Genomic DNA, 23,366 nt, shown 5'->3' with positions numbered 1-23,366 from the left:
TTTGGCGTTTCGTGTCAAAGCTTGTAGTAACCCTGCCGAAACGCGGCTTGTTCCATAGCCAGGATGGCGTGGTAGGCGGCCAGGCTGACGGTTTCAAACCCCGCGATGCACAGTGCGGCGCGGGCGTCTGCCAGGCTATCTACCTCCATGGCGGCACGCAGGGCGGACTGCAAGGCAATTAACAGGGCCGGTGCAGTCTGTAGCGAGGTGATCAGCGGTAGGCCGGGCGACAGGGCGGTATAGCCGCAGATGCGCAGCCCTTCCAGCGCCTGGCGATTTTCCCGCTGGAACAGGGCCAGGCTGACACAGTCGATGGCAGCGATATCAGCCGCGCCTGAGCGTACAGCCTTCAGCGATGCCCGGTGCGCGCCGGTCTGCAGTGCCTGTCCGAAGAAGGCACCTTCCACCGCCCAGGGCGCTACCAGCGCGCGCAGGCTGTTGTAGCCGGATTGGGAGTCGGCTGAATTGAAAGCCACGGCACGGCCCCGAAAAGCGTCCAACGGCAGGGCTGCATCCGCCGTACGACACACCAGCATGCTGCGGTAGTGGATGCCTTCGCAGCCCGGCGTCTGGTAACGGAAGGCGCCTACCAACTGGACACGACCTGCCAGCGCGTGGGTGAGCGGATAGCCGCAGGTCTGGCTCAGCAGCAGCCCGGGCTGTTGCCAGTGGGCGAGCAGGTCTGCGGGCTGCGCCAAAGTTAGAGGGATACTGCCAAAGCCCTGGTCTAGCAGCTGCTGTGCCACAAATTGCCACAGCGCCTGGTGGGCCGGCGCGCCTGCAGCATACATGGGGAAAGCGGATTCCATGCGGCTCAATGGGCTGGGGGCTGTACGCGCCAGCGGTCCAGCCAGCGGGCCAACTGGCTAAAAGCCATGTCGATCACGATGGCCAGCGCGCCGACCAGGATCGCGCCCTGCAGCACATAGGCGGTGTTGAACCCGCTCAGGCCCACGATGATGGGCGAGCCCAAGGTTTTGGCGCCGACGGTGGATGCGATGGCTGCAGTGCCCAGGTTGATGGTGACCGAAGTGCGTATGCCCGCCACGATGACTGGCAGCGCTAGTGGAATCTCGATCTGGCACAGCAGGCGCAGCCGGCCCATGCCGAGGCCTTGCGCCACCTCGCGCACGCCGACGGGTACCGACTCCAGGCCGCTGATGGTGGCCCGCAGTATGGGCAGCAGGCCGTACAGGGCCAGTGCGATCAAGGCCGGCGCGGCACCAAAGCCTATCAGCGGCGCGGCCACTGCCAGCACTGCCACCGGCGGAAAAGTCTGTCCCATGGCCACCAGGGTCTCGGCCAGCGGGCGAAATTCGCGGCCACCAGCCCGCGTCACCGCGATGCCCGCAGCCACACCGACGAGGATGGACGCGCTGCTGGACCAGAACACCAGGTTCAGGTGGGCGGCGACCAGTGCTGCGAAGCTGTCCTGGGTGTACATGGGCCGGTCCAGCTCGGGGAACAGGGCCGCGAACACCGGTTGCAGATGGGGCATGCCCCAGACCAGCGCCGCCAATAGCAGCACGGCCCAGGGCAGCGGGTTGTGCAGCCAGCCTTTCATGCCGGGCGCTGCCACAGGTCGGCGAAATGGACCACGCCCAGGGCCTGGCCCTGCGCGTCCACGACAGGCAGGCGATCGCAGGCCCGCGCCACAAAGGTGGACAGGGCTTCGCGCAAGCTGGTGCTGGCGGCGACCGGGGTGCCCGTGGCGGTCTCCCCGGGCCGGGTGTAGGTGGCCACGGTGGACAGGCCCAGCAGCTTGATGCCAATGTCACTGCGTCCCACGAAGTCGGTCACAAAGTCGTTCACCGGGTGCGCGAGGATCTCGGCTGGCGAGCCGGCCTGCACCACCTCGCCCTTGTCCAGCAGCACGATGCGGCTGGCCAGGCCCAGGGCCTCGTCAATGTCGTGGGTGACCAGCACAATGGTTTTGCCCGAGCTTTGGTGGATGCGCAGCATCTCCTTTTGCAGGGTGGCGCGTGTCACCGGGTCCAGCGCGCCAAAGGGCTCGTCCATCAGCAGCACTTCGGGGTTGACCGCCAGTGCCCGGGCCACGCCCACGCGCTGCTGCTGGCCGCCCGACAGCTGGTGCGGGTAGCGGCCGCGGTAGATGTTCGGCTCCAGGTCCAGTAGCTCCAGTAACTCGGTCACGCGGTCACGTATGCGCTGGCGCGTCCAGCCCAGCAGGGCGGGCACGGTGGCGATGTTTTTCTCTACCGTCCAGTGCGGGAACAGGCCAATCGACTGGATGGCGTAGCCCATGCGCCGGCGTATGTCTTCAGGCTTGAAAGAGCGGATCTCTTCACCCTGAAACAGGATGCGCCCGGCATCGTGCTCCACCAGGCGGTTGATCATCTTCAGCGTGGTCGATTTGCCCGAGCCCGAGCCGCCGATCAGCACTGTAAATTCACCTTGGGGAATGTGCAGCGACAGGTCTTTCACGGCGGCCGTATCGCCAAACAACTTGCTGACATGCTGGAACTCGATCATCGCGCGGACCTCAGGAACATCGATAAAGACTGGAACGCCGCGTCCGCCACTACCGCCAGCGCCACCACCGGGAACACGCCCAGCAACACCAAGTCCACCGCACTGCTGAGCAGCCCTTGGAACATGATGGCGCCAAAGCCGCCCGCGCCGATCAGCGCCGCCACCACGGCCAGACCGATGGCCTGCACGGTGGTGGTACGCACGCCGGCCACTAGCAGGGGTAGGGCCAGCGGCACTTGCACCTTCCAGAAGATTTGGCGCGGGGTCAGGCCCATGCCGGTGGCCGCCTCCACGACTTCGGGCGGTACCAGGCGCAGGCCGGTCACGGTGCTGTGCACGATGGGTAGCAGTGAATACAGCGTCAGGGCCAGCACCGCTGGCGCCAGGCCAATGCCGCGTATGCCCAGCTGCGGCAGCCAGGTGCCCAGGGCGGCCAGGGGCAGCAAGAGCAGGCCGAACAAGGCGATGGAGGGAATGGTCTGCACCAGGTTCAGCACCGCGAACAGCGGCCCGGCCAGCCGTGGCCGGCGGAAAGCCGCCACACCCAGGGGCACAGCTATGCACAGCGTGGGCAATAGGGTGAACAGCACGATCTCCAAATGCCGGCGCCAGGCCGACTGGAATACATCCTGCCGGTTGGCGTATTCTTTCAACAGCGAAAGTGCATCCAGTTGGCCTTGCGCTAGCAGCAGCCACAGCGGCAGCACCACGGCCAGGCCCAGCAGGCTCTTTAGCCCGGCTTGCAAGGCGAGGCGCTGCAAGGCGTCTGCGGCAGCCAGGGCCGACAGCACCACCAGCGCCCAGAAGCCTCCACCAAACGAGGTACGAGCCAAAGTGGAGCCGGTGGCCGTAGCCTGGGTGGCGGCATCACCGGCCAGCCAGACCCAGGCAAACAGGCTGCAAGCCGCGGCACCAAATACCAGCCAATGCGTACGGCGCACGGCGGGCAGCACGGCGCATAGCGCCAAAACCAGCACCGGCAGCAGCACCCACCAATGCGGACCCTGCATCAGGTCAGCCAGTGGAACGCCCATGCCCGTGACCAGCCGGTTCGGTGCCTGGGTGACGAAGCCCAGGCTGCCGCCAGCGGCCAGGCCTAACACCAGCAACAGGCACAGCACCCGGTTGTGCAGCCCCATGCGCTTACTTGGTGAAGCCCTTGGACTTCAGGTAGGCGGCGGCCACGGCTTTGGCGTCCTGGCCCTCCAGGGCAATCTTGGAATTCAGGCTTTGCAGGGTGGGGCCGTCCAGGCTTTTGAAGACCGGGGCCAGCACGTCCTTGATCTTGGGGTAGCGCGCCAGCACTTCGGCGCGCACCACCGGAGCGGGCGCGTAGATGGGCTGCGCGCCCTTGGTATCGGCCAGCACCAGCAGGCCCAGGGCGGCCACCGGGCCGTCTGTGCCATAGGCCATGGCGGCATTCACGCCCGAGGTTTGCTCGGCTGCGGCCTTGATGGTCACCGTGGTGTCGCCGCCGGCCAGCGTCAGCAATTGGTCTTGCGTCAGCTTGAAGCCGTAGGTGGTCTGGAAGGCGGGCAGGGCGTCGGGGCGCTCCACAAACTCGGCCGAGGCCGCCAGCTTGAACTTGCCGCCGGTGCCCAGCCATTTGCCCAGGTCGTCCAGCGACTTCAGGTTGTTCTTGCTGGCCACGTCCTTGCGGATGGCGATGGCCCAGGTATTGTTGGCTGGTGCGGGCTGCAGCCAGACCAGCTTGTTCTTTTCCAGGTCCAGCGCGGCAACCTTTTCATAACCGGCCTTGGCATCTTTCCAGGCCGGATTTTTTTCGTCCGAGAAGAAGAAGGCGCCGTTGCCGGTGTATTCAGGGTAGATGTCGATCTCGCCCGCCACCAGGGCGCCGCGCACGATCTTGGTGACACCCAGCTGCACCTTGTTTTCGGTCTTGATGCCATTGGCCTCCAGCACCTGCACGATCACATTGCCCAGCAAAGAGCCTTCGGTGTCGATCTTGGAGGCCACGCGTACGGCGGTCTGGGCATGTAGCGCACCACTGAGGCCCACCAGGGCCAGGGAGGCAACGAGCTGGCGGCGAGAGAAGAAGGGGACCATGGGAACTCCTGGAGTAAAACGAAGGGAAAGACGCATGCATCAGCCCTGGCGGGCTGGGTATACCGGCTGCAGGTCGGCAGGCAACACCGGCGCGTCAACGGGTTGTAGCGCAAAACGCCGTAGCAGGTAACCATAGCCTGGAAGTAAAAACCCGCCGTTGCGCTGTAGATAACCCTGCCGGTCGGCCAGGTAGGTCTGGCGTAGCCGGTACCAAGGCAGGCCGGGGGATTCGTGGTGCACCATGTGGTAATTGTTGTTCAGATACAGCAAACGCCAAAATGCCGAGGCCTCGTTCACCGCGATCCGGTGTGCCGGGCGGGTCGCCGGCCGGTGCTCGTACAGCGAGCGCAGCATGGCCAGGCCCAGCGCTGCATAGGCTAGCAGCAGATACAGCAGCGGGTGTATGCCCGCGAAATGCCACAACGCCCACAGCATCGCGGCCAGCAGTACCTGGTGTGTGGCCCAGGCCCGGTTGTGTGTGTGATCGCCACGCAGGGGTCGCCGCAGCATGCCGGCCCAGGTTGGTGGTAGCACCAGCGCCGGCCCCACCAGCAGCCGCCCGAGTACCGTGCGTTGGCAGCGCCAGCCGGCTTGCAGCAGGCGTGGCAGACGGGCGAAGTGGTCCGCCGTAAGGTAGTTGCTCTCGGGGTCTATGCCCGGGCTGGTGAGGTGTTCGTCGCGATGGTGTGCCAGGTGGCTGTCACGGTACAGGTCAAACGGGTACCACACGGCCAGTGGCGCCAGGCCCAGCAGGCGGTTGAAGCGGGCAGAGCGCGTGGGGTGGCCATGCACCAACTCGTGCTGCAGGCTCAGGTACCAGCAGATCCACACCACCAGCAGGGCGCTGCCCAGGCCGGCACCTAGCTGCGCCCAATGGCGGATGACCAGGCCCCAGCCACCGTAGATGGCGAGCAGCAAGGCCCAGGTGGGCCATTCGGCGGATTTCAGTGCGGTGGCAAGACGGAATGGGCGGCGCATGTTTCTTGTTCTGGGCCCGGTTCACAGCCCTTGCGGGGCATGGTAGGCAGGGCGCCGGGCCGGGACAACGAACAAAAACGCGCAAGCTTATGCGCTGCCTATGTGGTCGGCGGGGGCAACCAGGGCGCAAGCTATATTCGTGCTCCTCATTGCATCTGCGCCATGTCTATGTTGTTTGACCTTGTTTGTTTTCGAGCCCCTGGTTGGCGGTTGTTTGTGCCCGCCTTGTTGTGTGCGTTGTCGGCCGTGGCCGCGCCCGAGGAGGAGCTGCTGGGCAAATCCCAGGGCTACCCGGTGGGCAGCGACCTGCGGCAGGCCTACCAGCCGGCGTATCTGGTGGGATCTTTCAGTGCCATGGACAGTTTTCGGCCGTCCTGCAGCATGGCGCCCGCGGCCCAGCCGCTGGTTCTGCCCCAGGCCACCAGCGAGACCCGTTTCAGCTATCGCTTTGCCAACCGCCAGTGGACGCTGGACGACTACATGGAGCACCAGCGTGCCACGGCCGTGCTGGTGCTGAAGGACGGCGAGATCGTGGCCGAGCGCTACAACTACGCCCGCACGCCGGAGATGCGCATGCTGTCCAATTCCATGGCCAAGACCGTGGTGGCGCTGGCCGTGGGCAAGGCGCTGGAGGAGGGCGCCATCCATTCCCTGAATGACACTGCCGCCACCTACGTGCCCGCTCTGGCCGGCAGCCTGTATGGTGAAACCCGCCTGGTCCATCTGCTGCGCATGGCATCGGGGGCGCGCTATGTGGAAGACTACACCCCGCAGGACGACCGCGCCCGCTTCAACGCCATTGTGCGGCGCAGCGGCACCCTGCAGGCCACCCAGTCCATCACCGAGCGTGCCGACCCTGAGGGTACGCACTTCAACTACTCCGGTGCCCAAACCGAGGTGCTGGGCCTGGTGCTAGCGGCAGCCACCGGCCGCAGTCTGTGTGATTACGTGGCGCAAAAGATCTGGCAACCCTTGGGTGCGCAGGCGGCCGCTACCTGGTTGCTGAATCCGGTGGACAAGCTCGAACTGGCCCAAGGCGGCCTGAATGCCACCGTGCGCGACTACGCACGCCTGGGCTGGATGATGGCCAACGACGGCCAGGTGCAGGGCCAGGCCGTGCTGCCGCGTGAATACCTGCTGGACATGACTGACGCCGCACGCCAGCCAGCGGACTTTCGCCCAGGTCAGATGGCCAACAAAGGCAGCACCTACTTCGGCTACGGCTTCCAGACCTGGCTGCTCCCGGGTAGCCACCGCCGCTTTGCCTTGCTGGGTGTCTATGGCCAGGCCATCTTGGTGGACCCGGATTTGAAGCTGGTGGTGGTGCACACCGCCGTGGGCCAGGACGCTGCGGGCGATGCCAGCGGCAAGCACCTGGGGGCCGAGCGCGAGGCTTTGTTCCGCGGCATCGTGGCCCAGTACGGGCGTTGGTGAATGACTGTGCTGCCACCCATGCAACTGCGCCGCTTCCAGGAGGGCGATGCGCCCGCGCTGTACCAGGTCTACTTCTCAGCCGTGCACACCATCGCCTCGCGTGACTACACATCCGAGCAGGTTTTTGCCTGGGCGCCCGTGGAGTGCGACGTGGCGCTGTGGGCCGAGCGCATGCGGTCCGACAACCCCTTCGTGGTAGAGCGGCAGGGCTGCATTCTGGGCTATGCCGATGTGCAGCCCAGCGGCTTTATCGACCACTTCTTTGTGTCAGGCACATGCCCGCGCCAGGGAGTGGGGCGTCTGTTGATGCAGCGCATCCACCAGGAGGCCAGCACCCTGGGCTTGGCAGAGCTGACGGCCAATGTCAGCGCCACGGCGGAGCCGTTTTTTGTGCACCACGGCTTTGTGGTGCTGGAGCGGCGCAAGCCTGTGCGCCGTGGCGTAGAACTGCACAATGCCTTCATGCGCAAAATGCTATCAAATGAATAGCTGCTGGCGCAGCTAATATCTGCGCTAGCAGCCAAAAAGGCTTGAAAGATATCAGCCAACCAGCCGGGGGTAAACACCCGGCCGCCCGGGACGCGATAGCACCCATTGCCAAAGCTGGATGTCACGCGCCCGGAAAGCGCCCGCGCAGGACAGCAGGTAGTAGCGCCACATGCGCAAAAAGCGTGGCCCCAGCTGCTCGGCAAAGCGAGGCCAGGCCGCTTGCACATTCGCGTGCCAGGCCATCAGCGTGCGGTCGTAGTCGGCGCCAAAGTTGTGCAGGTCTTCCACCACGAAGCGGTGCTCGCAGGCTTGGGCGATGTCGGCCATGCTGGGCAGCTCGCCGTTGGGGAAGATGTAGCGGTGTATCCAGGGGTCGGTGCCGTAGCCCCGGTCGTTGCGGCCAATGGTGTGCAGCAGAAACAGGCCGTCGCTGGCCAGGCAGCGCAGCGCCACGTCCATGTAGGTCTGGTAGTTTTTGCGGCCCACATGCTCGAACATGCCGATGCTGACAATGCGGTCAAAGCGTTCGTCCAGGCTGCGGTAGTCGGCCAGGCGGAATTCCACCGGTACGCCCGCGCACAGCTGCCGGCCATGCGCTGCCTGCTCTTCGGAGATGGTGACGCCCACACATTGCACGCCGTAGCGCTGGGCCGCGTAGCGCATGAAGCTACCCCAGCCGCAGCCTATGTCCAGCACGCGCATGCCGGGCTGCAGGCCCAGCTTGCGGCATACCAGGTCCAGCTTGTGCTCCTGGGCCGCGTCCAGGGTCTGGCTGTTTTGCCAGAAGGCGCAGGTATAAGCCATGCTCTGGCCCAGCATGGCCGTGTAGAAGTCGTTGCCCAGGTCGTAGTGCTGGCGGCCCACCCGCCAGGCGCGTTGCTCGGTTTGCAGGTTCAGCCAGCGCGCCTGCAGCTGGCGTAGCCAGATTGACAGGCTGCGTACCTCCTGGTCCAGCTGGGTACGCAGCAGGCGGTCGAACAGCTGGTCAATGGCATCGCAGTCCCACTGGCCGTCCATATAGCTTTCGCCCAGGCCGAGGTTGCCATAGGCCAGCACCCGGGCGGGAACGCCGGGGTCATGCACGCGCATGTCCCAGGGCCGGTGGCCGTTGAGTCTGATGTCGGCGCGCTGCAATATGGCCTGCAGGCTGCTGTAGGCCGGCCCGTTTGCCGCGGAGCGCGGCAAATCCATACGTTGTAAGGCGCTGGTTTTGCGCTGCATTTCCCCTCCCAAACCCGCACACCTGCTGGTTGAATAAGGTGTGCTGAAGAAAAGAATACTGGCGTGCTATGGGCAGATGATTATTTATAACTATGGGTGTGATTGACCCTGTCGTTTGCTTACGCAGCGACATACGAGGTTACAACCCGAGTCCTTTGGCTACATGGGTGACGGTGGGGCATCAATACAGGGTGGCGCGCTGGCGGACAGGGCGTTCAGCGTCGTAGGCCGCGCCGTCGATCGCGTTCTGGGTCACCGCCGCCAGCATCGCACCCGCACTGGGCACGGATGCCGCCAACTCAGGGTTGCGCGGCTCCCACAGCTTGGACCGCAGCAGCGCCCGCGCGCACTGGAAGTACACCGTTTGCACCTCGATTTCGATCACGCATTTGGGGGCTACGCCGCCCATAGCCAGGCGTGCCAGCAGGTCGGGCGCTACTGAAATCCGGGCTAGCCCGTTGACCCGTAACGTCTCGTTGGTGCCGGGCACAAAGAACAGCAGCGCAACATGCGGGTCGGACAGGATGTTGCGCAGGCTGTCGATCCGGTTATTACCTCGCCGTTCGGGCAGCAAGAGTGTGTGTTCGTCTTAGAACGTGTTTACGATCTCTTTGGGGTCGCGCAGGTGCCTTGTCGGTATGCACTGCTAGGCGCAAAACCCAAGGCAAGGCTGCTGCCTTGTCTGGTTTTGTAACGACGCAGAGCGCCCGACAAGGCACCTGCCCTTCGGGTTGGGGTGAAATCGGGCGATTTGTCCGCCATAGCCCTTGCATGGGCAGAGAGCCCATGCTGCGGTCTCTGACAGCCAACTCATCCCGATTGCACCCCAACGCGACCCCAAAGAGATCGTAAACACGTTCTAACACCGTCACCAGCGGCGCCGGGTCGCCCCGGGGTGAGGCGTCCAGCCCGTCTGGCCCACGGGTGGCCAGCACCGCAAAAGGTGATGCCTCTACCCACTGGCGGTAGATCGGGTGCAGATAGGGCACTTCCTTGCGTATCGACACTTCAGCCGTTTCGCCGAAAAGCGACTCCAGAGCTGTGAGATCGGTGATGGTGTGCGGGGGCTGGTGTGGTCATGCTGGTGTGCCGGGGTGAGGGGTGGGCGGCTAAGGTTGTTCCACTTTCAGCCGTGTCGCATATTTGCTGATCAACTCCTTGGCCATGGCGTCGCCCGCGCTGCGGTCGGTGGCGGAAAGCCGGGGCGCCAAGTCGGCCATGGCCTTGTTGGCGTCTTTCAGAATGTCGTCTTCGACCGGATCTGTAGCGCTGTTCCGGGCGGCGGTGGCGATCGCGCATTGGTACCAGGCATAGGCCTGGGCGGCATTGGCGGCTACGCCTCTGCCAGCTTCATAGGCTTGGCCCAGGTGCAGTTGCGCCTCGGAGATGGACAGCGCTGCGCCTTTGCGCCATAGCTCCACCGCCTTGGCGGGTTGGGCCGGGCCGCCCAGGCCGGCGTACAGCAGAAAGGCCAGGTTGTTTAGCGCCTCGTCTGGCCCCGCCTCCGCGAGCGACTGCTCCCACTGTTTGCGGGCCTCGGTGTAGTCTTTGGCGCGCCAGGCGGCGACGCCCAGGTTGTAGGCGGATTCCTCTGCGGCCGCGACGGATGTGGCTAGCGTGATGGCCAGCAGCAGATGTAGGGCGAACTTGTTCATGCCGTTCCCCGCAATGCCTGCCCGCACGCAAATCCGCTGGCCCAGGCCCACTGGAAGTTGTAGCCGCCCAGCCAGCCGGTCACGTCCATCACCTCGCCGATGAAGTACAGGCCGGGTTGCTTGGACTCCATGGTTTGCGACGACAAATCCCGCGTGTCCACGCCGCCAGCGGTGACTTCGGCCTTTTTGTAGCCTTCCGATCCGTTGGGCGTCAGCTCCCAGCGGGCCAGCTTTTCGGCCAGCTGGGCTAGTGCCTTGTCTGTGGCATCGCAGATGGGTTTTTGCCAGGCGGGGTCTTGGCCGGCCCAGGCGTCGGCCAGGCGTGAGGGGACCAGCTGGGCCAGCTCGTTGGCGATGAGTTTGCGCGACGTGACCTTGGCGCGCAGCAGGGCGGGGGGCAGGTCTTTCTCAGGCGCCAGGTTCAGGCGGATCGGCGTACCCTCGGCCCAGTAGCTGGATATTTGCAGCACGGCCGGGCCGCTCAAGCCCCGGTGGGTGAACAGCAGGTCTTCATGGAAACTGGTCTTGGCCTTCTTCACGCCGGTTTCTATCAGCACCGGCAGCGCCAGGCCAGACAGGTGGGCGTAAGGAGCCCAGGCCTCGCTGTCGAAGGTCAGCGGCACCAGGGCCGGGCGCGGCGCGACCATGCGCAGGCCGAACTGTTGGGCGAGCCGGTAGCCAAAGTCGGTGGCGCCGATCTTGGGGATGGACAGGCCGCCAGTGGCGACGACGATTTGCGGCGTGTGTATCGTGCCTTCGCTACTGTCGATTTCATAGCTGCCTGCGCTGGTGTTATCTGCGCCAGCGGCCGAATAGCTTATGTTTTTGACGCTGCAGGGTTGCCAGCGCGTGACATTGCCGGCGGCGCATTCGGCCAGCAGCATGTTGACCAGGTCTTCGGCAGATCGGTCGCAGAACAGCTGGCCTTTGTGCTTCTCGTGGAAGCTGATGCCGTGGCGGGTCATCAGCTCGGTGAAGTCTTTCGGCGTGTAGCGGCTCAGCGCGCTGCGGCAGAAATGCGGGTTGTCGCCGAGGAAGTTGGCGGGGGTCACGTCCTTGTTGGTGAAGTTGGCGCGGCCACCGCCGGAGATGCGGATCTTCTCGGCGACCTTCTCGCTGTGGTCGATGACCAAGACCTTCAAACCGCGCTGCCCGGCCACGCCGGCGCAGAACAAACCGGCCGCGCCAGCGCCTATCACTACAACATCAAACTTATGCATTAAATTGGCCTCTAGCGCAGGTACTACCTGCGGTGGCAGCTATGAAATTAGGAGAGCGCATTATTGCTTGGCGCCTAACGCTTTGGCGCGCGCTGCGGTGTCGGTCAGGCTCTGCGCATCCACCGGGTTCTGCGTCGGCCAGCCTTGCAGATGGTTTTGCACGATGTGGCTCAGCGCGGTGATCCAGCCGGGCTCGCTGTTCAGACAGGGGATGTAGTGGAACTCCTTGCCGCCGGCGTTCAGGAAGGCGGCTTTTCCTTCCATGGCGATTTCTTCCAGCGTCTCCAGGCAGTCGCTGGTGAAGCCGGGGCAGATGACGTCCACGCGCTTCACCTTGGCTTTGGCCATGGCGATCAGGGTTGGCTCGGTATAGGGCTCCAGCCATTTGGCGCGGCCCAGGCGCGACTGGAAGGTGACTTTGTATTGCTCCTTGGTCAGGCCTAGCGCGGCAGCCAGCAGGCGCGCGGTCTTGTGGCATTCGCAGTGGTAGGGGTCGCCCAGGTGCAGGGTGCGCTCTGGCACACCGTGGAAGCTCATCACCAGTTGGTCCGGTTGGCCGTTGTGCTGCCAGTGGCTGCGCACGCGCTGGGCCAGGGCGGCGATGTAGCCGGGGTCGTCGTGGTAGCGGTTGACGAAGCGCAGCTCGGGGATGTTGCGGGTCTGGCGCGCCCAGTCGTACACCGCGTCGAACACGCTGGCGGTGCTGGTGGCCGAATACTGCGGGTAGGCCGGCACGATCAGCACCCGGGTCACGCCCTGGGCCTTGAATTTGTCGAGCTGCTCGGCGATGGACGGGCTGCCGTAGCGCATCGCGTAGTCCACCTGCACCTGGTGGCCGCGCTCGCCCAGCCAGCCGCGCAGCATCACCGCCTGCTGCTCGGTGCCGATGCGCAGCGGCGAGCCCTGCGGCGTCCAGATGCTGGCGTATTTGGCGGCCGACTGCTTGGGCCGTGTGCGCAGGATGATGCCGTGCAGGATCACGTTCCAAATGACTTTGGGGATCTCGATGACCCGGTGGTCGCTGAGGAACTGGGCCAGATAGCGGCGCACTGCTGCAGGCGTGGCGGCATCGGGCGTGCCCAGGTTGCAGTACAAGATCCCGGTGCGTGGGGCTTGGGCGTGGGCGTGTGGGGGTTCTGGCTTGAAGGGGGAGGCGAATAGCGACATCCGGGTATTCTCCCGTACCTATGTTGGACCTCTCGAAAATCAAAGCAATATCCCTGGACCTGGACGACACGCTGTGGCCTGTTTGGCCCGCCATTCACCGGGCCGAAGCCGAGCTGCTGCAGTGGCTGCGCGACCATGCGCCTGCTACCGCCCGCCGCTATGACAGCACCGAGGCGCTGCGCGCCGTGCGCGAGCAACTCGAGCGCGAGCGCCCCGACTTGCGGCACGACCTGAGCGCGATGCGCCGCGAGTCCATCCGCCAGGCGCTGCGCGCATCGGGTGACGACGGCGCTTTGGCCGAGCCGGCGTTTGAAGTATTTTTCGCCGCGCGCCAGCGGGTGGACTTGTATGAAGACGCCTTGCCGGCGCTGGAGCATTTGGCGGCGCGCTTCCCCCTGGTAGCGCTGAGCAATGGCAATGCCGATGTGCACCGCGTGGGCATTGGCGGGCATTTCTCGGCCTCGTTCAGCGCCCACCTGTTTGGCGTGGCCAAGCCGGACCCGCGTATCTTCCATGCCGCCGCACAAGCAGTGGGCGTGGCGCCGCACGAGGTGCTGCACGTAGGGGACGATGCCCTGCTGGATGTCGTTGCTGCCGTAGATGCCGGCATGCAAGCCGTCTGGTTGAACCGCCACGGCCATGCCTGGGAGCACGCCACCGAGCCGCATTTGACGGTGGCGGACCTGGGCGCGCTGAGCGCGTTGTTGGCTACGAAATCACCCAGCGGTCGGTAGCTGCGCGGATGTGGCTGCGCATGGCGGCTTCGGCGGCCAGTGGGTCGCGCAGGGCCAGGCAGCGCAGTATCAGCTCGTGCTCGCTGATGGCCGAACTCCAAGTGGGCTGGCCTTCCAGCCGGCTGCGCATATGGGCGGCCAGGGGGCTGCGGCGTTTGTCGAACAGGCTGCCGACCAGGCCGGTCAATACCGAGTTGCCGCTCATTTCCGCCAGGTAGACGTGGAAGCGGCGGTCGTGCTCCAGCGCGTCGCGCCCGTGTGAGCTTTCTGCGCGCATGGCATCAATGGTTTCTTGCAGCCTCTCCAGGCCTTCGGTGGTGACGTTGGCGCACGCTAGCACAGCGACAGCACCTTCGACGGCGCTACGGGCCTGCATCAATTCCACCGGGCTTTCGCCCATGGCGATCAGCGGCTCCTGGCTGTGGGTCGGGCGGGTGCAGGCATACACGCCGGAGCCCATGCGTATCTCCACGCTGCCTTCAATCTCCAGCGCAATCAGCGCTTCGCGCAGCGAGGGGCGCGACACGCCTAGCTGTTGCGCCAGGTCGCGCTCGGGTGGCAGGCGCTGGCCGGCAGGGTAATCGCCGTGCTGGATCAGGGCGCGCACCCGGTCGGCAATCTGCTGGTACAGGCGGCGGCCCTCGGGCTGCTTGTCGGAGGGCTTGGCGGTATCTGCGGTTTCAGGCGTTTGCATATTTTGGTCTTACCTGTTTGGCCTGACCAAATTGACGGGTCTAGGCTGGTTTCATGGCGTTAGTTGAGATTTTGCGGTCTATCGACTGAAATTTTGGTTAATTTCCTCAAAATTTCTAGCCTAGGGTAAACGTGGTAAGGCCAATTTATGCAATATCGCAAAATCGGCCTTACCAAAACAGCGGTGCCTTGACAGGACTTGACCGCATACCCGCTACCGGAGACAGCTTTGCACTACACCTTTGACTTCAGCCCATTGCTGGACTACTGGCCGGACTTCTTGGCCGGCGCCTGGACCACGCTGGCCTTGTCGCTGGCCGCCACGGTGTTTGGCTTTTTGCTGGGTGTGGCTTGCGCGCTGGCCAAGACGGGGCGCTCTGCGGGCTTGTCGCGTGTGGTGGGCGGCTATGTGGAGCTGATCCGCAACACGCCGCTGCTGGTACAGATCTTCATCGTGTATTTCGGCCTGTCGTCCCTGGGCCTGCATATCGCCGCCTTTACCGCCGCCACGATTGCGCTGGTGGTGAACGTGGGGGCTTACACCAGCGAGATCGTGCGCGCGGGGATCGAGTCCATCCCGCCCGGTCAGCTGGAGGCGGCCGAATGCATGGCACTGACGCGCTGGCAGACCCTGCTGCATGTGGTGTTGCCGCCGGCCATCGAGCGCGTGTACCCAGCGTTGACCGGCCAGTACGTGTTGCTGATGCTGGCCTCGTCGATCTGCTCTCAGATATCGGCCGAGGAACTGACCGCCGTGGCCAACCGTATCCAGTCTGACACCTTCCGTTCGGTGGAAACCTATCTGGTGCTGGCTGGGGCTTATCTGCTGATGTCTTTGGTCATGCGCGGCATTTTTGGCCTGCTGGCCCTGCTTGCATTTCCCCGGCGGCGGCGCCTGGGCACGCCTTTGTAAGGAGCCGCACCATGGCATTGTTGAATCTTGCGCACCTGAAGTTCTTGCTGGATGGCGTGTGGTGGACCTTGGTGTTGTCGGTCCTCGCCTTTGTGGGCGGGGGGCTGCTGGGCTTCATGGTGGCGCTGGGGCGCTTGTATGGGCCTCGGCCTTTGCGCACGGCGGTGGGGTTGTACATCAAGCTGATCCAGGGGCTGCCGCTGCTGGTCTTGCTGCCGCTGGCTTATTTCGGCCTGCCCTCGCTGGGGCTGGATGTGAAGCCGCTGACGGCGGCAGCGCTGGCCCTGTCGGTTTATGTGTCGGCCTACCTGGGGGACATCTGGCGTGGTTGCATCGAGTCGGTGCCGCGCACCCAGCGCGAGGCGGCGGAGTGCCTGGCCCTGCGCTGGCACCAGCAATTACTGCATGTGATCCTGCCGCAGGCCGTGCGCATCGCCACCCCGCCTACGGTCGGCTTCATGGTGCAGATTGTGAAGAACACCTCGCTGGCCTCTGCCATCGGCTTTGTGGAGCTGGCCCGCGCGGGCCAGATCATCAACAACTCGACCTTCGAACCCTTTGTGATTTTTGTGGTGGTGGCGGCCCTGTACTTCGCGCTGTGCTACCCGCTGTCTGTGCTGAGCCGCCGTCTTGAGAGGAGTTTCCATGTTGCCAATCGTTGAAGTCGAGAACATCTGCAAAAGCTTTGGCGCAGTCCGTGTGCTGGACGGTGTGTCCTTCTCTGTGCAGAAGGGCGCGGTGGTGGCCATCATCGGGCGCAGTGGCTCGGGCAAGAGCACGGCGCTGCGCTGCATAGACCGGCTGGAGACGGTAGACAGTGGCCGCATTCGCGTCTGCAACCACGAGGTGTCTTCGCCCAGCCTGGACCTGCACCAGCTGCGCCGCGATGTGGGCATCGTGTTCCAGAGCTACAACCTGTTTCCGCACCTGACGGTGGAGCAGAACATCATGCTGGCGCCGCGCCTGGTGCAAAAAACCAGCCGTGCCGAGGCCCGCGAGAAAGCCCACAAGGTGCTGGCCCAGGTTGGCCTGGCCGAGAAGGCCGACAGCTATCCGTCACAGCTCTCCGGCGGCCAGCAGCAGCGTGTGGCGATTGCCCGCTCACTGGCCATGGCGCCGCAACTGATGTTGTTTGACGAAGTCACTTCTGCGCTGGACCCGCAGCTCACCGGCGAGGTGCTGCGCGTGATGGAAAGCCTGGCCGCTGGCGGCATGACCATGATCCTGGTGACCCATGAAATGGCGTTCGCCCGCAAGGTGGCCAACCAGGTGATCTACATGCACCAGGGCCGCGTCTGGGAGCAGGGGCCGGCCAGCATGCTGGATGCGCCGACTACCCCCGAGCTGCAGGCCTTTGTTCGCGGCGGCTTGTGAAGCCCGCTTTTAACCCAATCACGATTCCTTCCACCGGAGACACACCATGAAAAAGCCAACTTCCCTCATCTACAGTCTGGTCGCCGCTGCGACTTTGCTTGCCAGCGCATCGGGCGCCGCCCATGCCGATCTGCTCAAGGACATTCGCGACGCGAAGAAGATCCGCATCGCGCTGGACACGGGCTCTCCACCCTACGGTTTTGTGAACGATGCGCTCAAGCCCGTGGGCTCGGACGTGGAGACTGCGCAGCTGCTGGCGCAAGACCTGGGGGTTGAAATGGAGATGGTGCAGACCACCAGCCCCAACCGCATCCCCTTCTTGCAGACCAGCAAGGCCGACATCGTGGTGGCCTCCTTGTCCGTCACGCCCGAGCGTGAGAAGGTGATTGATTTCTCTGTGCCCTATGCGCAAATCCAGGCCGTGGTGGCCGGCCCCAAGGCCACAGCCATCAAGGGCTTTGAAGACCTGGACGGCAAGCGCGTGGCCACCACCCGTGGCTCCAACAACGACCGCCTGGCCACCCAAGGCGCCAAGGGCGCACAGATGGTGCGTTTTGACGACGACGCCACGCTGCTGACCGCTGCCGTCAGCGGCCAGGCCGACATCCTGGCCACCTCGCCTTCCATCATCCATTCGGTGCTGCAAAAGGCGCCGCAAAAAGACCTTGTGGTGAAGTTCGTGATGCAGACCGTGCCTCTGGGCATTGGCCTGCGCAAAGGCGAGCCCGAGCTGAAGGCCTGGATCAACGACTGGATCACCAAGAACACGCAGAACGGCAAGCTGGGCGCCATTCAGAAGAAATACCACGGCGGCTGATACCGCACCCAACACCAGGAAGGACCACCATGTTGACTGTTATTTGCGATACCCCGGGCACCCTGCGTGCCGAGCAGCGCGAGCGCCCTGTACGCGCCGAGGGCGAGGTTCTGGTGCGCGTTCGCCGTGTAGGCGTGTGCGGCACCGACTTGCACATCTACACCGGCAACCAGCCCTTTCTGCAATATCCGCGTGTGATGGGCCACGAGCTGTCCGGCGAGATCGAAGAGGCCGCCCCGGGTGGGCGCCTGGCCGTGGGCGACCTGGTGTACGTCATGCCGTATTTGTCCTGTGGCAAATGCATTGCCTGCCGCAACGGCAAGACCAATTGCTGCGTCAACATCCAGGTGCTGGGCGTACACCGGGACGGCGCCTTTACCGAATACCTGTCGCTGCCCGAAACCTTTGTGCACAAGGCCAACGGCGTGACGCTGGACCAGGCGGCGATGATCGAGTTCCTGGCCATCGGCGCGCATGCCGTGCGCCGTGGCGATGTGCAGGCCGGCCAGCGCGTGCTGGTGGTCGGCGCAGGCCCCATCGGCATGGCGGCCATGGTGTTTGCGCGTATGCGCGGCGCCACAGTTACCGCCATGGACTCGCGCCAGGACCGGCTGGACTTTTGCCAGCGCGAGCTGGGCGTGGCGGGCACTGTGGCTTTGGGGGAGGGCGACGAAGCGCAGCTCAGCGCAGCCACCCAGGGCGAGTTTTTTGACCTGGTATTTGACGCTACGGGCAATGCTAAGGCCATAGAGCGCGGCTTCCAGTTCGTCGCCCATGGCGGCAAATACGTGTTGATCTCGGTGGTGCGCGACACCATTACGTTTTCAGACCCCGAGTTCCATAAGCGCGAGACCACGTTGCTGGGCAGCCGCAACGCCACGGCGGAGGACTTCGAAATCGTCATCCAGGCCATGCGCGACGGCAAGGTGCCCACCGCGGCCCTGAACACCCACAAACTCAAGCTGGCCGACGTGCCCGCCGACTTCGCCCAACTACTGGACCCGGCCCAGCGCGTGGTCAAAGCCATCGTGGAGGTCTAGGCCATGGCGCAGCCGATTCTGCAGTTCGGCACCAGCCGGTTCCTGCAGGCCCATGTGGACCTGTTTGTGTCCGAAGCCTTGGGCGGCGAGGGCGGTGCTAGCGCTGCGCTGGGCGGCATCACCATGGTGCAGTCCACCACCAGCCCGGCCAGCGCAGCCCGCGTGGCGGCGTTGGCGGGCGGCGCCGGCTACCCCGTGCGCCTGCGCGGCCTGGTGGCGGGCCAGCGGGTGGACCGCACCGTGCAATGCACCGCCGTGCGCGAAGCCCTGCAGGCCGATGCCCATTGGCCGCAGCTGCGCGAAGCCGTGGCCCAGCAGGTGCAGATCATCGTCTCCAACACCGCCGACCAGGGTTACCAGCTGGATGCGTCGGATAGCGCTGCGCTGCTCGCCCCCACAGCAGCGGCGCCCAAGAGCTTTCCCGCCAAGCTGCTGGTGCTGTTGCACGGTCGCTGGCAACAGAACCCGGCAGCGCCGCTGACCCTGTTGCCCTGTGAGCTGGTAGAGCGTAACGGCGACGTGTTGCGCGACGTGGTGCTGGCACTGACCCACAGCTGGGGCCTGCCCGCCGCATACACCGACTGGCTGCGGCAACACTGCATATGGGCCAACTCCCTGGTGGACCGCATCGTGTCCGAAGCGCTGCAACCCGTCGGCGCCGTGGCCGAACCCTACGCGCTGTGGGCCATAGAGCGCCAGCCAGGCCTGGTACTGCCCTGCAGCCACCCCGACATCGTGCTGACCGACGACCTAGCCCACCACGAGCGGCTGAAACTTTTGTTGCTGAACGCCGGCCACACCTACCTGGCCGAACGCTGGATGGCACTGCAGCGCCCTGCCGAGCAAACCGTGCGCGAAGCCATGGCCGATCAAGAGCAGCGCGCCGAGCTAGAAGCCCTGTGGGCCGAAGAGATCGTGCCCGTTTTCACCGCACTGGGCCAAACCGCCGACGCCGAGGCCTATCTGGTCGAAGTGCGCGAGCGCTTCGAAAACCCATTCCTGAACCACCGCATCGCCGATATCGCCCAAAACCATGTTCAGAAAAAGCAGCGGCGCTTGGGGCCGGTGTTGGCCTTGGCGCGGGAGTTGGGGATGGATATTTCGCAACTGCGTTTGCGGGCTGCTCTAGCGTCTCAGGGCTAATCTGGTGGTGAATTTGCTATGCAGTTTGTAGCTACTTTCGCAGATGAATCCTGCGGAAGCAGCTGATTCCGTTTCAAGTTCTGGCGGCTCTCGGTGTAGCCATGGCCTAAGCCATCGCCGTTTCAACCTGACTTTCTTGTCGGGTAAGCGCAATATCCTGGCGCAGGTTTTCGCTCCACACATAGGTGACCTTGGGCTCTTTGGCGGATGCGCCTTCTTGCGGTTGTACGACTGTGTCGGGCGCTTTGTTCAGCTCGTCTTCGTGGATGCTCTTGCGCATAAAGAAGCCTGATTGCGGGTAGTACCCCCGGCGTAGCACATAGCCGCCACCTTCACGCCGCGAGTTGGTTTGCGTGTCGATCGCCAGGCCGACTGCGATATTGCTGTCGGTCATCACGGGATAAGGCGTGCCAAACTCGGCTTCTTTCACCAGTTTGGTTTCCTCTGGGGTCAGCGTTTCACCCTTCTTTTGTTTGTCTTGTGCCTGCTGTGTTTTCTGGGTGATGCCCATCACCTCTTTGTCGAAGCCTTTCAGGCTTTCAGGCTTTTCTTTTTGCAGCTTGTCGATCTTCTCGCGCTTGTCGTATTCGGTCACTTCACCCGCCAGGTAAAAGCCTGCGTACGAGTCGTGCACATAGTCGTCAAAAAAACGCTGCACATCGGCGGGCAAGGGCTGCGGGTTGTCAAAGAATGCCAGCGCCCATGTTTCCCACGCGTCCAGCGGCTCGCCTTCTTGAGCACGGTTGAACTGCCATTGGTTCATGCGCGCAGCATCTTTGCTTTTAAACGGAGGAATGACGCGGTCATCCTGCGGGTCGCGCGGAATGCCTTTTTTGCGCAGGCGCAGCGCCTCCAGGTCTCCCGCTAGCATGCGGTTGGCATCGCGTAAATCCTGCTGGTCCTGGGGGCTGGCCGCTTGAAAGTTGGCTGCTGCCTCCAGCGTACTTAGCCGAGACGCCTTCCAGCGGTAATACAGCTCCATATGCTTTTTGAGCAGAGAACCGCTGTTGCCTAACGCGCCGGTATAGGCCTCCCAAGCCGAGGCAAGCTGGGCATCCACTTGGAAGTCAATTTTTCTACGTTCGGCCAGCATGCTGAACGGAGTCAAGGGCACACCTGCTTTGCGGGCCGCTTTGAACATATGGACCAGTGGAATCTGCGACAGCATCGCCGCCTGGGCTCCACGCCCTTTGCCCTGGTCACCGGGACCGTAGCCGCCGCCCACGTCTGAGTGCACGCCGGGGAAGTAGTACTCCTCAATATTGCCTTGCAACTGCGTCACCGGGAAGTTCATGCGCTGCTCGTGGGCAGCAATGAAATGCATACCTGCGGATACACAGTTCGGCAGGGGGTTCAATATGCTGTTGGCCCAGGCCCAATGGCCGTCAAACATGGCACCCGGCACAGGGAGGGTTTTGGCAATCGACGCCGAGCCGCCCACCGATGCCACGGTGTCAAAAACCCCGAGAAAGGAAATGTGGGCCGGTATGCCGGCCAACTTACCACCTTCCAGCAGTTCGTCAAACGCATGGCAAAACGCCACCGCTTCTGCTGCCCCACGAGAGAAACCGAACACCGATACCGTCACTGTTGGAATGCTGGGTTTGGGACGTGCCACCAAGGCGGCTTTGAGCTTTGCAATATGCGGGGCAAACCACTTCTTGGCGGTGACGACGGTGCCCATGCTTTTTTCCGTGCTACCGGGTTCTCTGCGGCCCACTTCGTTGTCGTAGGACTTGGCGAGTTTGCCAACTTCATCGTCTTCGTATAGCTGGTCATCACCGCCATGGCTGGTGCCATATATTGCATTGAGTACCTGCAGCAAGCCCCAAATAATTCGCGGCTGACCACCTTTCGCGAAAGCTTTCCCATCCTGAGACTCAGTCGGTTCTCCTATTTCTTTGAATGGCGTACCGACTCCCTGTATGTAATAGGAAAATATGCCGCTTTTCCTTTTGTTGTCAGGATAGGCTTCAAACATCCGAGCCACATTGCTGTGGCTGCCGTCTTCCGGTTTCATCGACTTGCTCACGACGGGGCGCGGCTGCTTGGTTTTTGGATCGGGCACTCCAGTTCGCACACCATCGCGGTCACGGTACATATTGTTGTTGGTGCCATCGAAAAACAAGCCCACCTGTACGGGAATGGAACAAGGCAGATTGTCAGTATCTTTGCTGCACGCAATTGCAATTTGCGACTGTTCCTCTGCAGATGGTTTAAGGAACGTTTCTACGGGATAAGCGGCTTGGCTTGGCGTTGGATGTGTCATGCTTTGGCTCTTCTTTGCGCTGTGTTAGGGCTGTTCAGGAGGAGGGGCAATTGGGTGTTTACTGCTGTATCCCGCCGCATTTGAAACTACGACTCTTACCTCGTCATTGGGAAAGAAATGCAGATAAATGCTGCCAGGTCTGTCGTACTTCTCTATTTCAACGATTTTTTCTTTCCACACGTCGACTACACCCTTTGGCATATTCCAACGCACTAACACTTTTATGCCCGGGTGCCATGTTCTCGGAATGGAAGTGCAGCAAATGTTGGCACCTCCAGCCCCCCAAGCAGACATCCCACCGCCGCCGCCACCCGGTACCTCGTCCCCGGACAGTGAAGCCGAGTAAATGAAGTTCGACGTGTGGTTCACGATCCCTACCTGCGCGGTGGCACTATCATCCACCACCTTTTTCGTGAACAGCCCCGAAAACACCGAGTCGCTGGCGTGCGACGGCCCGCCGCCTTGCATCTGCGCCCATGACGACATGCAGCCTTGCAAAGGCATGGTTGCTGCGCAAATCAGAGCGCTCAAAGTGAGTAGTTTCTTCATAGGTTTTCTTTCTGCGCGGCGCATATTCAGGGTGTCGTGTCTTGCCAGAAGTCTGGAGGTAACGCAGCTACTTCACGCTGGTAGTCCAAACCCTGGAGGCTGTGTTGCAGCAGGTTCGCCATAGCAGGGTGGTTCGCAAAATTCTCCGTCAAACACAGCGCCAGTACGCTGAAATGCTGTCGGTCTGGGGCAGCTTCTACGCGGTGCTGGCTGGCCAGCGCCAAGTGCCGCGCCACACGGGCATGGCATTGGGCGGGGGAGTGCAGCTGCAGCACATCGGGTTGGCTGTCATAGATGTTGGCCAGTACAGCATCGGCTTCGGCACCGTCTACCAGCCCGGCAAACGCAGCATCTGACAGCGGTAGTTTGTCAAACTCTGCTGACATAACGTCGGGTGTGGCGTCACCCGTCCAGCGGGCCAGTTCGCCGTTGCGCTGGGTGCTCCACCATACAGCCAAAGGCCCCAGCAGGTGCTTGCGTTGGGGGGCATCCAGTGCGTCCAATAGGCCTGGCAGCACGCGGGCATCGGCCCAGCGCAGCGGCCACTCCAGGCTGTCGGGTGTGCGGGCTACCAAATAAGGGCGCAGGTGTTGCCGTAACGCAGGGGCATCCAGTGTGCTGGCCAAAATGCCCAGCATGGGCCTGGCGGCACAGGCTTCTTGCAGTTTTTTCAGCCATGGCAATTGCTCAGTCTGCGCGGCGGGCCCTGTCAGCAGATGGGGCGCTGCTGTGCCAAAGGTTTGCAATGCTGTGTCGGCGTACAGGGATAGTTTGGGCTGGCGCAGCCAGGGGCGCGAGCGTAAAAGGGTTTCGTCGAATGCGCCATCGACCAATGCAAGCAGATGCAATGGCTTGCCGGGATGAAGTTTGTACAGTGCGGCCAGCTCTTGGGCAATTTGTTCGGCCCAGCCATCGTGTGTGGGCTCCATCGCAAAGTACATAGGCGTGTCAGGCGGCGGTAGGTGCTACAAACGGGCTGCCACTGCGCAAAGCCGCCAGCATGCAGGGAATACAAACGCTTTGTGGCAGCTGCGGCAGCGGATACCCCACCCGCCCCGGCCCCTCAAACACCTTCTGCGAAGCATGCACCGTAATCTGCCCCGGTGCGGT

General features: G+C 63.4%; 23 protein-coding genes and 2 pseudogenes. 9 read left to right on the top strand and 16 right to left on the bottom strand.

Going from position 1 to position 23,366, the window contains the following annotated elements; all coding sequences use genetic code 11:
- Positions 1-14 precede the first annotated feature (14 nt).
- From AC07O2_RS25320 to AC07O2_RS25295, 6 genes are read right to left on the bottom strand one after another with little or no spacing between them, the layout of a single operon-like run.
- Positions 15-809, bottom strand: a complete 795-nt coding sequence (locus AC07O2_RS25320; protein ID WP_495234883.1) for a phosphate/phosphite/phosphonate ABC transporter substrate-binding protein — start codon at positions 807-809, stop codon at positions 15-17.
- A 5-nt stretch (positions 810-814) separates the two neighbouring features.
- The gene (locus tag AC07O2_RS25315; RefSeq protein ID WP_495234882.1) at positions 815-1,564 is read right to left on the bottom strand and encodes an ABC transporter permease; all 750 of its coding nucleotides are present in this window, start codon (positions 1,562-1,564) and stop codon (positions 815-817) included.
- Entirely contained in the window at positions 1,561-2,493 is a 933-nt protein-coding gene (locus tag AC07O2_RS25310; protein WP_495234881.1) for an ABC transporter ATP-binding protein, read from the bottom strand. Before AC07O2_RS25310 ends, AC07O2_RS25315 begins: the two co-directional genes overlap by 4 nt.
- Positions 2,490-3,632 (bottom strand): ABC transporter permease, encoded by a 1,143-nt coding sequence (locus AC07O2_RS25305; protein WP_495234880.1) that lies wholly within the window; start codon positions 3,630-3,632, stop codon positions 2,490-2,492. Before AC07O2_RS25305 ends, AC07O2_RS25310 begins: the two co-directional genes overlap by 4 nt.
- A gap of 4 nt (positions 3,633-3,636) precedes the next feature.
- Positions 3,637-4,560 carry a glycine betaine ABC transporter substrate-binding protein OsmF gene (osmF, locus tag AC07O2_RS25300; RefSeq protein WP_495234879.1) on the bottom strand — a complete coding sequence of 308 codons (924 nt, stop codon included), beginning with the start codon at positions 4,558-4,560 and terminating at the stop codon, positions 3,637-3,639.
- Between the two features lie 39 nt (positions 4,561-4,599).
- Positions 4,600-5,538, bottom strand: a complete 939-nt coding sequence (locus AC07O2_RS25295) for a fatty acid desaturase (RefSeq protein ID WP_495234878.1) — start codon at positions 5,536-5,538, stop codon at positions 4,600-4,602.
- A 216-nt stretch (positions 5,539-5,754) separates the two neighbouring features.
- Here AC07O2_RS25295 and AC07O2_RS25290 point away from each other — a divergent pair, with 216 nt between their 5' ends.
- Positions 5,755-6,972 carry a serine hydrolase domain-containing protein gene (locus tag AC07O2_RS25290; protein WP_495234877.1) on the top strand — a complete coding sequence of 406 codons (1,218 nt, stop codon included), beginning with the start codon at positions 5,755-5,757 and terminating at the stop codon, positions 6,970-6,972.
- 18 nt (positions 6,973-6,990) lie between these two features.
- Positions 6,991-7,461: a GNAT family N-acetyltransferase gene (locus AC07O2_RS25285; RefSeq protein ID WP_495234876.1), complete on the top strand. Its 471-nt coding sequence runs from the start codon at positions 6,991-6,993 to the stop codon at positions 7,459-7,461.
- A 51-nt stretch (positions 7,462-7,512) separates the two neighbouring features.
- Here AC07O2_RS25285 and cfa read toward each other — a convergent pair whose 3' ends face one another.
- The 6 genes and pseudogenes from cfa to hemH form a co-directional block, all read right to left on the bottom strand.
- A complete protein-coding gene (cfa, locus tag AC07O2_RS25280; RefSeq protein ID WP_495234891.1) occupies positions 7,513-8,652 on the bottom strand; it encodes a cyclopropane fatty acyl phospholipid synthase in 1,140 nt (379 codons plus the stop codon).
- A 211-nt stretch (positions 8,653-8,863) separates the two neighbouring features.
- A pseudogene (locus tag AC07O2_RS25275) lies at positions 8,864-9,271 on the bottom strand (MSMEG_1061 family FMN-dependent PPOX-type flavoprotein); the annotation flags it as partial.
- Positions 9,272-9,551: 280 nt separating this feature from the next.
- Positions 9,552-9,737, bottom strand: a pseudogene (locus AC07O2_RS25270) (pyridoxamine 5'-phosphate oxidase family protein); the annotation flags it as partial.
- A gap of 54 nt (positions 9,738-9,791) precedes the next feature.
- The gene (locus AC07O2_RS25265) at positions 9,792-10,337 is read right to left on the bottom strand and encodes an SEL1-like repeat protein (RefSeq protein WP_495234875.1); all 546 of its coding nucleotides are present in this window, start codon (positions 10,335-10,337) and stop codon (positions 9,792-9,794) included.
- The gene (locus AC07O2_RS25260; RefSeq protein WP_495234874.1) at positions 10,334-11,557 is read right to left on the bottom strand and encodes a BaiN/RdsA family NAD(P)/FAD-dependent oxidoreductase; all 1,224 of its coding nucleotides are present in this window, start codon (positions 11,555-11,557) and stop codon (positions 10,334-10,336) included. Before AC07O2_RS25260 ends, AC07O2_RS25265 begins: the two co-directional genes overlap by 4 nt.
- A gap of 60 nt (positions 11,558-11,617) precedes the next feature.
- Positions 11,618-12,724 (bottom strand): ferrochelatase, encoded by a 1,107-nt coding sequence (gene hemH / locus AC07O2_RS25255; protein ID WP_495234873.1) that lies wholly within the window; start codon positions 12,722-12,724, stop codon positions 11,618-11,620.
- A 20-nt stretch (positions 12,725-12,744) separates the two neighbouring features.
- On the opposite strand from hemH, the gene AC07O2_RS25250 reads away from it, so the two are divergent.
- Positions 12,745-13,458, top strand: a complete 714-nt coding sequence (locus tag AC07O2_RS25250; protein ID WP_495234872.1) for an HAD family hydrolase — start codon at positions 12,745-12,747, stop codon at positions 13,456-13,458.
- Here AC07O2_RS25250 and AC07O2_RS25245 read toward each other — a convergent pair.
- On the bottom strand, positions 13,433-14,152 hold the full coding sequence (locus AC07O2_RS25245) for a FadR/GntR family transcriptional regulator (protein WP_495234871.1): 720 nt from the start codon (positions 14,150-14,152) through the stop codon (positions 13,433-13,435). The genes AC07O2_RS25250 and AC07O2_RS25245 overlap by 26 nt on opposite strands.
- A 228-nt stretch (positions 14,153-14,380) precedes the next feature.
- Here AC07O2_RS25245 and AC07O2_RS25240 point away from each other — a divergent pair, with 228 nt between their 5' ends.
- The 6 genes from AC07O2_RS25240 to AC07O2_RS25215 are packed head-to-tail and all read left to right on the top strand — an operon-like array spanning position 14,381 to position 19,438.
- Positions 14,381-15,064, top strand: coding sequence for an amino acid ABC transporter permease (locus tag AC07O2_RS25240; protein ID WP_495234870.1), 684 nt, complete (start codon positions 14,381-14,383; stop codon positions 15,062-15,064).
- A gap of 11 nt (positions 15,065-15,075) precedes the next feature.
- Positions 15,076-15,726, top strand: a complete 651-nt coding sequence (locus tag AC07O2_RS25235) for an amino acid ABC transporter permease (protein WP_495104238.1) — start codon at positions 15,076-15,078, stop codon at positions 15,724-15,726.
- Positions 15,710-16,438, top strand: a complete 729-nt coding sequence (locus tag AC07O2_RS25230) for an amino acid ABC transporter ATP-binding protein (protein ID WP_495234869.1) — start codon at positions 15,710-15,712, stop codon at positions 16,436-16,438. Before AC07O2_RS25235 ends, AC07O2_RS25230 begins: the two co-directional genes overlap by 17 nt.
- Positions 16,439-16,484: 46 nt before the next feature.
- A complete protein-coding gene (locus AC07O2_RS25225; protein WP_495234868.1) occupies positions 16,485-17,255 on the top strand; it encodes a transporter substrate-binding domain-containing protein in 771 nt (256 codons plus the stop codon).
- Between the two features lie 29 nt (positions 17,256-17,284).
- Entirely contained in the window at positions 17,285-18,295 is a 1,011-nt protein-coding gene (locus tag AC07O2_RS25220) for a zinc-binding alcohol dehydrogenase family protein (RefSeq protein ID WP_495234867.1), read from the top strand.
- A 3-nt stretch (positions 18,296-18,298) separates the two neighbouring features.
- Positions 18,299-19,438 carry a mannitol dehydrogenase family protein gene (locus tag AC07O2_RS25215; RefSeq protein ID WP_495234866.1) on the top strand — a complete coding sequence of 380 codons (1,140 nt, stop codon included), beginning with the start codon at positions 18,299-18,301 and terminating at the stop codon, positions 19,436-19,438.
- Between the two features lie 106 nt (positions 19,439-19,544).
- Here the strand turns inward: AC07O2_RS25215 and AC07O2_RS25210 are convergent, their stop codons facing one another.
- The 3 genes from AC07O2_RS25210 to AC07O2_RS25200 are packed head-to-tail and all read right to left on the bottom strand — an operon-like array spanning position 19,545 to position 23,197.
- Positions 19,545-21,707 (bottom strand): phospholipase effector Tle1 domain-containing protein, encoded by a 2,163-nt coding sequence (locus AC07O2_RS25210; RefSeq protein WP_495234865.1) that lies wholly within the window; start codon positions 21,705-21,707, stop codon positions 19,545-19,547.
- Positions 21,708-21,731: 24 nt separating this feature from the next.
- Entirely contained in the window at positions 21,732-22,256 is a 525-nt protein-coding gene (locus AC07O2_RS25205; RefSeq protein WP_495234864.1) for a DUF3304 domain-containing protein, read from the bottom strand.
- Positions 22,257-22,282: 26 nt separating this feature from the next.
- Positions 22,283-23,197: a DUF4123 domain-containing protein gene (locus AC07O2_RS25200; RefSeq protein WP_495234863.1), complete on the bottom strand. Its 915-nt coding sequence runs from the start codon at positions 23,195-23,197 to the stop codon at positions 22,283-22,285.
- Positions 23,198-23,366 lie beyond the last annotated feature (169 nt).

The organism is Rhodoferax sp. GW821-FHT10B06 (assembly GCF_059415605.1).
The sequence above is the reverse complement of the archived record's forward strand: the minus strand, read 5'-3'. Positions and strand labels throughout refer to the sequence as shown.

Excerpts from the sequence above, each read along its gene's own strand:
- AC07O2_RS25250 (WP_495234872.1), top strand. The coding sequence starts at position 12,745 with ATGTTGGACCTCTCGAAAATCAAAGCAATATCCCTGGACCTGGACGAC.
- AC07O2_RS25265 (WP_495234875.1), bottom strand. The coding sequence starts at position 10,337 with ATGAACAAGTTCGCCCTACATCTGCTGCTGGCCATCACGCTAGCCACA.
- AC07O2_RS25225 (WP_495234868.1), top strand. The coding sequence starts at position 16,485 with ATGAAAAAGCCAACTTCCCTCATCTACAGTCTGGTCGCCGCTGCGACT.
- osmF (WP_495234879.1), bottom strand. The coding sequence starts at position 4,560 with ATGGTCCCCTTCTTCTCTCGCCGCCAGCTCGTTGCCTCCCTGGCCCTG.
- AC07O2_RS25205 (WP_495234864.1), bottom strand. The coding sequence starts at position 22,256 with ATGAAGAAACTACTCACTTTGAGCGCTCTGATTTGCGCAGCAACCATG.
- AC07O2_RS25320 (WP_495234883.1), bottom strand. The coding sequence starts at position 809 with ATGGAATCCGCTTTCCCCATGTATGCTGCAGGCGCGCCGGCCCACCAG.
- AC07O2_RS25245 (WP_495234871.1), bottom strand. The coding sequence starts at position 14,152 with ATGCAAACGCCTGAAACCGCAGATACCGCCAAGCCCTCCGACAAGCAG.
- AC07O2_RS25305 (WP_495234880.1), bottom strand. The coding sequence starts at position 3,632 with ATGGGGCTGCACAACCGGGTGCTGTGCCTGTTGCTGGTGTTAGGCCTG.
- AC07O2_RS25230 (WP_495234869.1), top strand. The coding sequence starts at position 15,710 with ATGTTGCCAATCGTTGAAGTCGAGAACATCTGCAAAAGCTTTGGCGCA.
- AC07O2_RS25310 (WP_495234881.1), bottom strand. The coding sequence starts at position 2,493 with ATGATCGAGTTCCAGCATGTCAGCAAGTTGTTTGGCGATACGGCCGCC.
- AC07O2_RS25315 (WP_495234882.1), bottom strand. The coding sequence starts at position 1,564 with ATGAAAGGCTGGCTGCACAACCCGCTGCCCTGGGCCGTGCTGCTATTG.
- AC07O2_RS25220 (WP_495234867.1), top strand. The coding sequence starts at position 17,285 with ATGTTGACTGTTATTTGCGATACCCCGGGCACCCTGCGTGCCGAGCAG.
- AC07O2_RS25210 (WP_495234865.1), bottom strand. The coding sequence starts at position 21,707 with ATGACACATCCAACGCCAAGCCAAGCCGCTTATCCCGTAGAAACGTTC.
- AC07O2_RS25295 (WP_495234878.1), bottom strand. The coding sequence starts at position 5,538 with ATGCGCCGCCCATTCCGTCTTGCCACCGCACTGAAATCCGCCGAATGG.
- AC07O2_RS25215 (WP_495234866.1), top strand. The coding sequence starts at position 18,299 with ATGGCGCAGCCGATTCTGCAGTTCGGCACCAGCCGGTTCCTGCAGGCC.
- AC07O2_RS25285 (WP_495234876.1), top strand. The coding sequence starts at position 6,991 with ATGCAACTGCGCCGCTTCCAGGAGGGCGATGCGCCCGCGCTGTACCAG.
- AC07O2_RS25235 (WP_495104238.1), top strand. The coding sequence starts at position 15,076 with ATGGCATTGTTGAATCTTGCGCACCTGAAGTTCTTGCTGGATGGCGTG.
- hemH (WP_495234873.1), bottom strand. The coding sequence starts at position 12,724 with ATGTCGCTATTCGCCTCCCCCTTCAAGCCAGAACCCCCACACGCCCAC.
- AC07O2_RS25200 (WP_495234863.1), bottom strand. The coding sequence starts at position 23,197 with ATGTACTTTGCGATGGAGCCCACACACGATGGCTGGGCCGAACAAATT.
- cfa (WP_495234891.1), bottom strand. The coding sequence starts at position 8,652 with ATGGATTTGCCGCGCTCCGCGGCAAACGGGCCGGCCTACAGCAGCCTG.
- AC07O2_RS25260 (WP_495234874.1), bottom strand. The coding sequence starts at position 11,557 with ATGCATAAGTTTGATGTTGTAGTGATAGGCGCTGGCGCGGCCGGTTTG.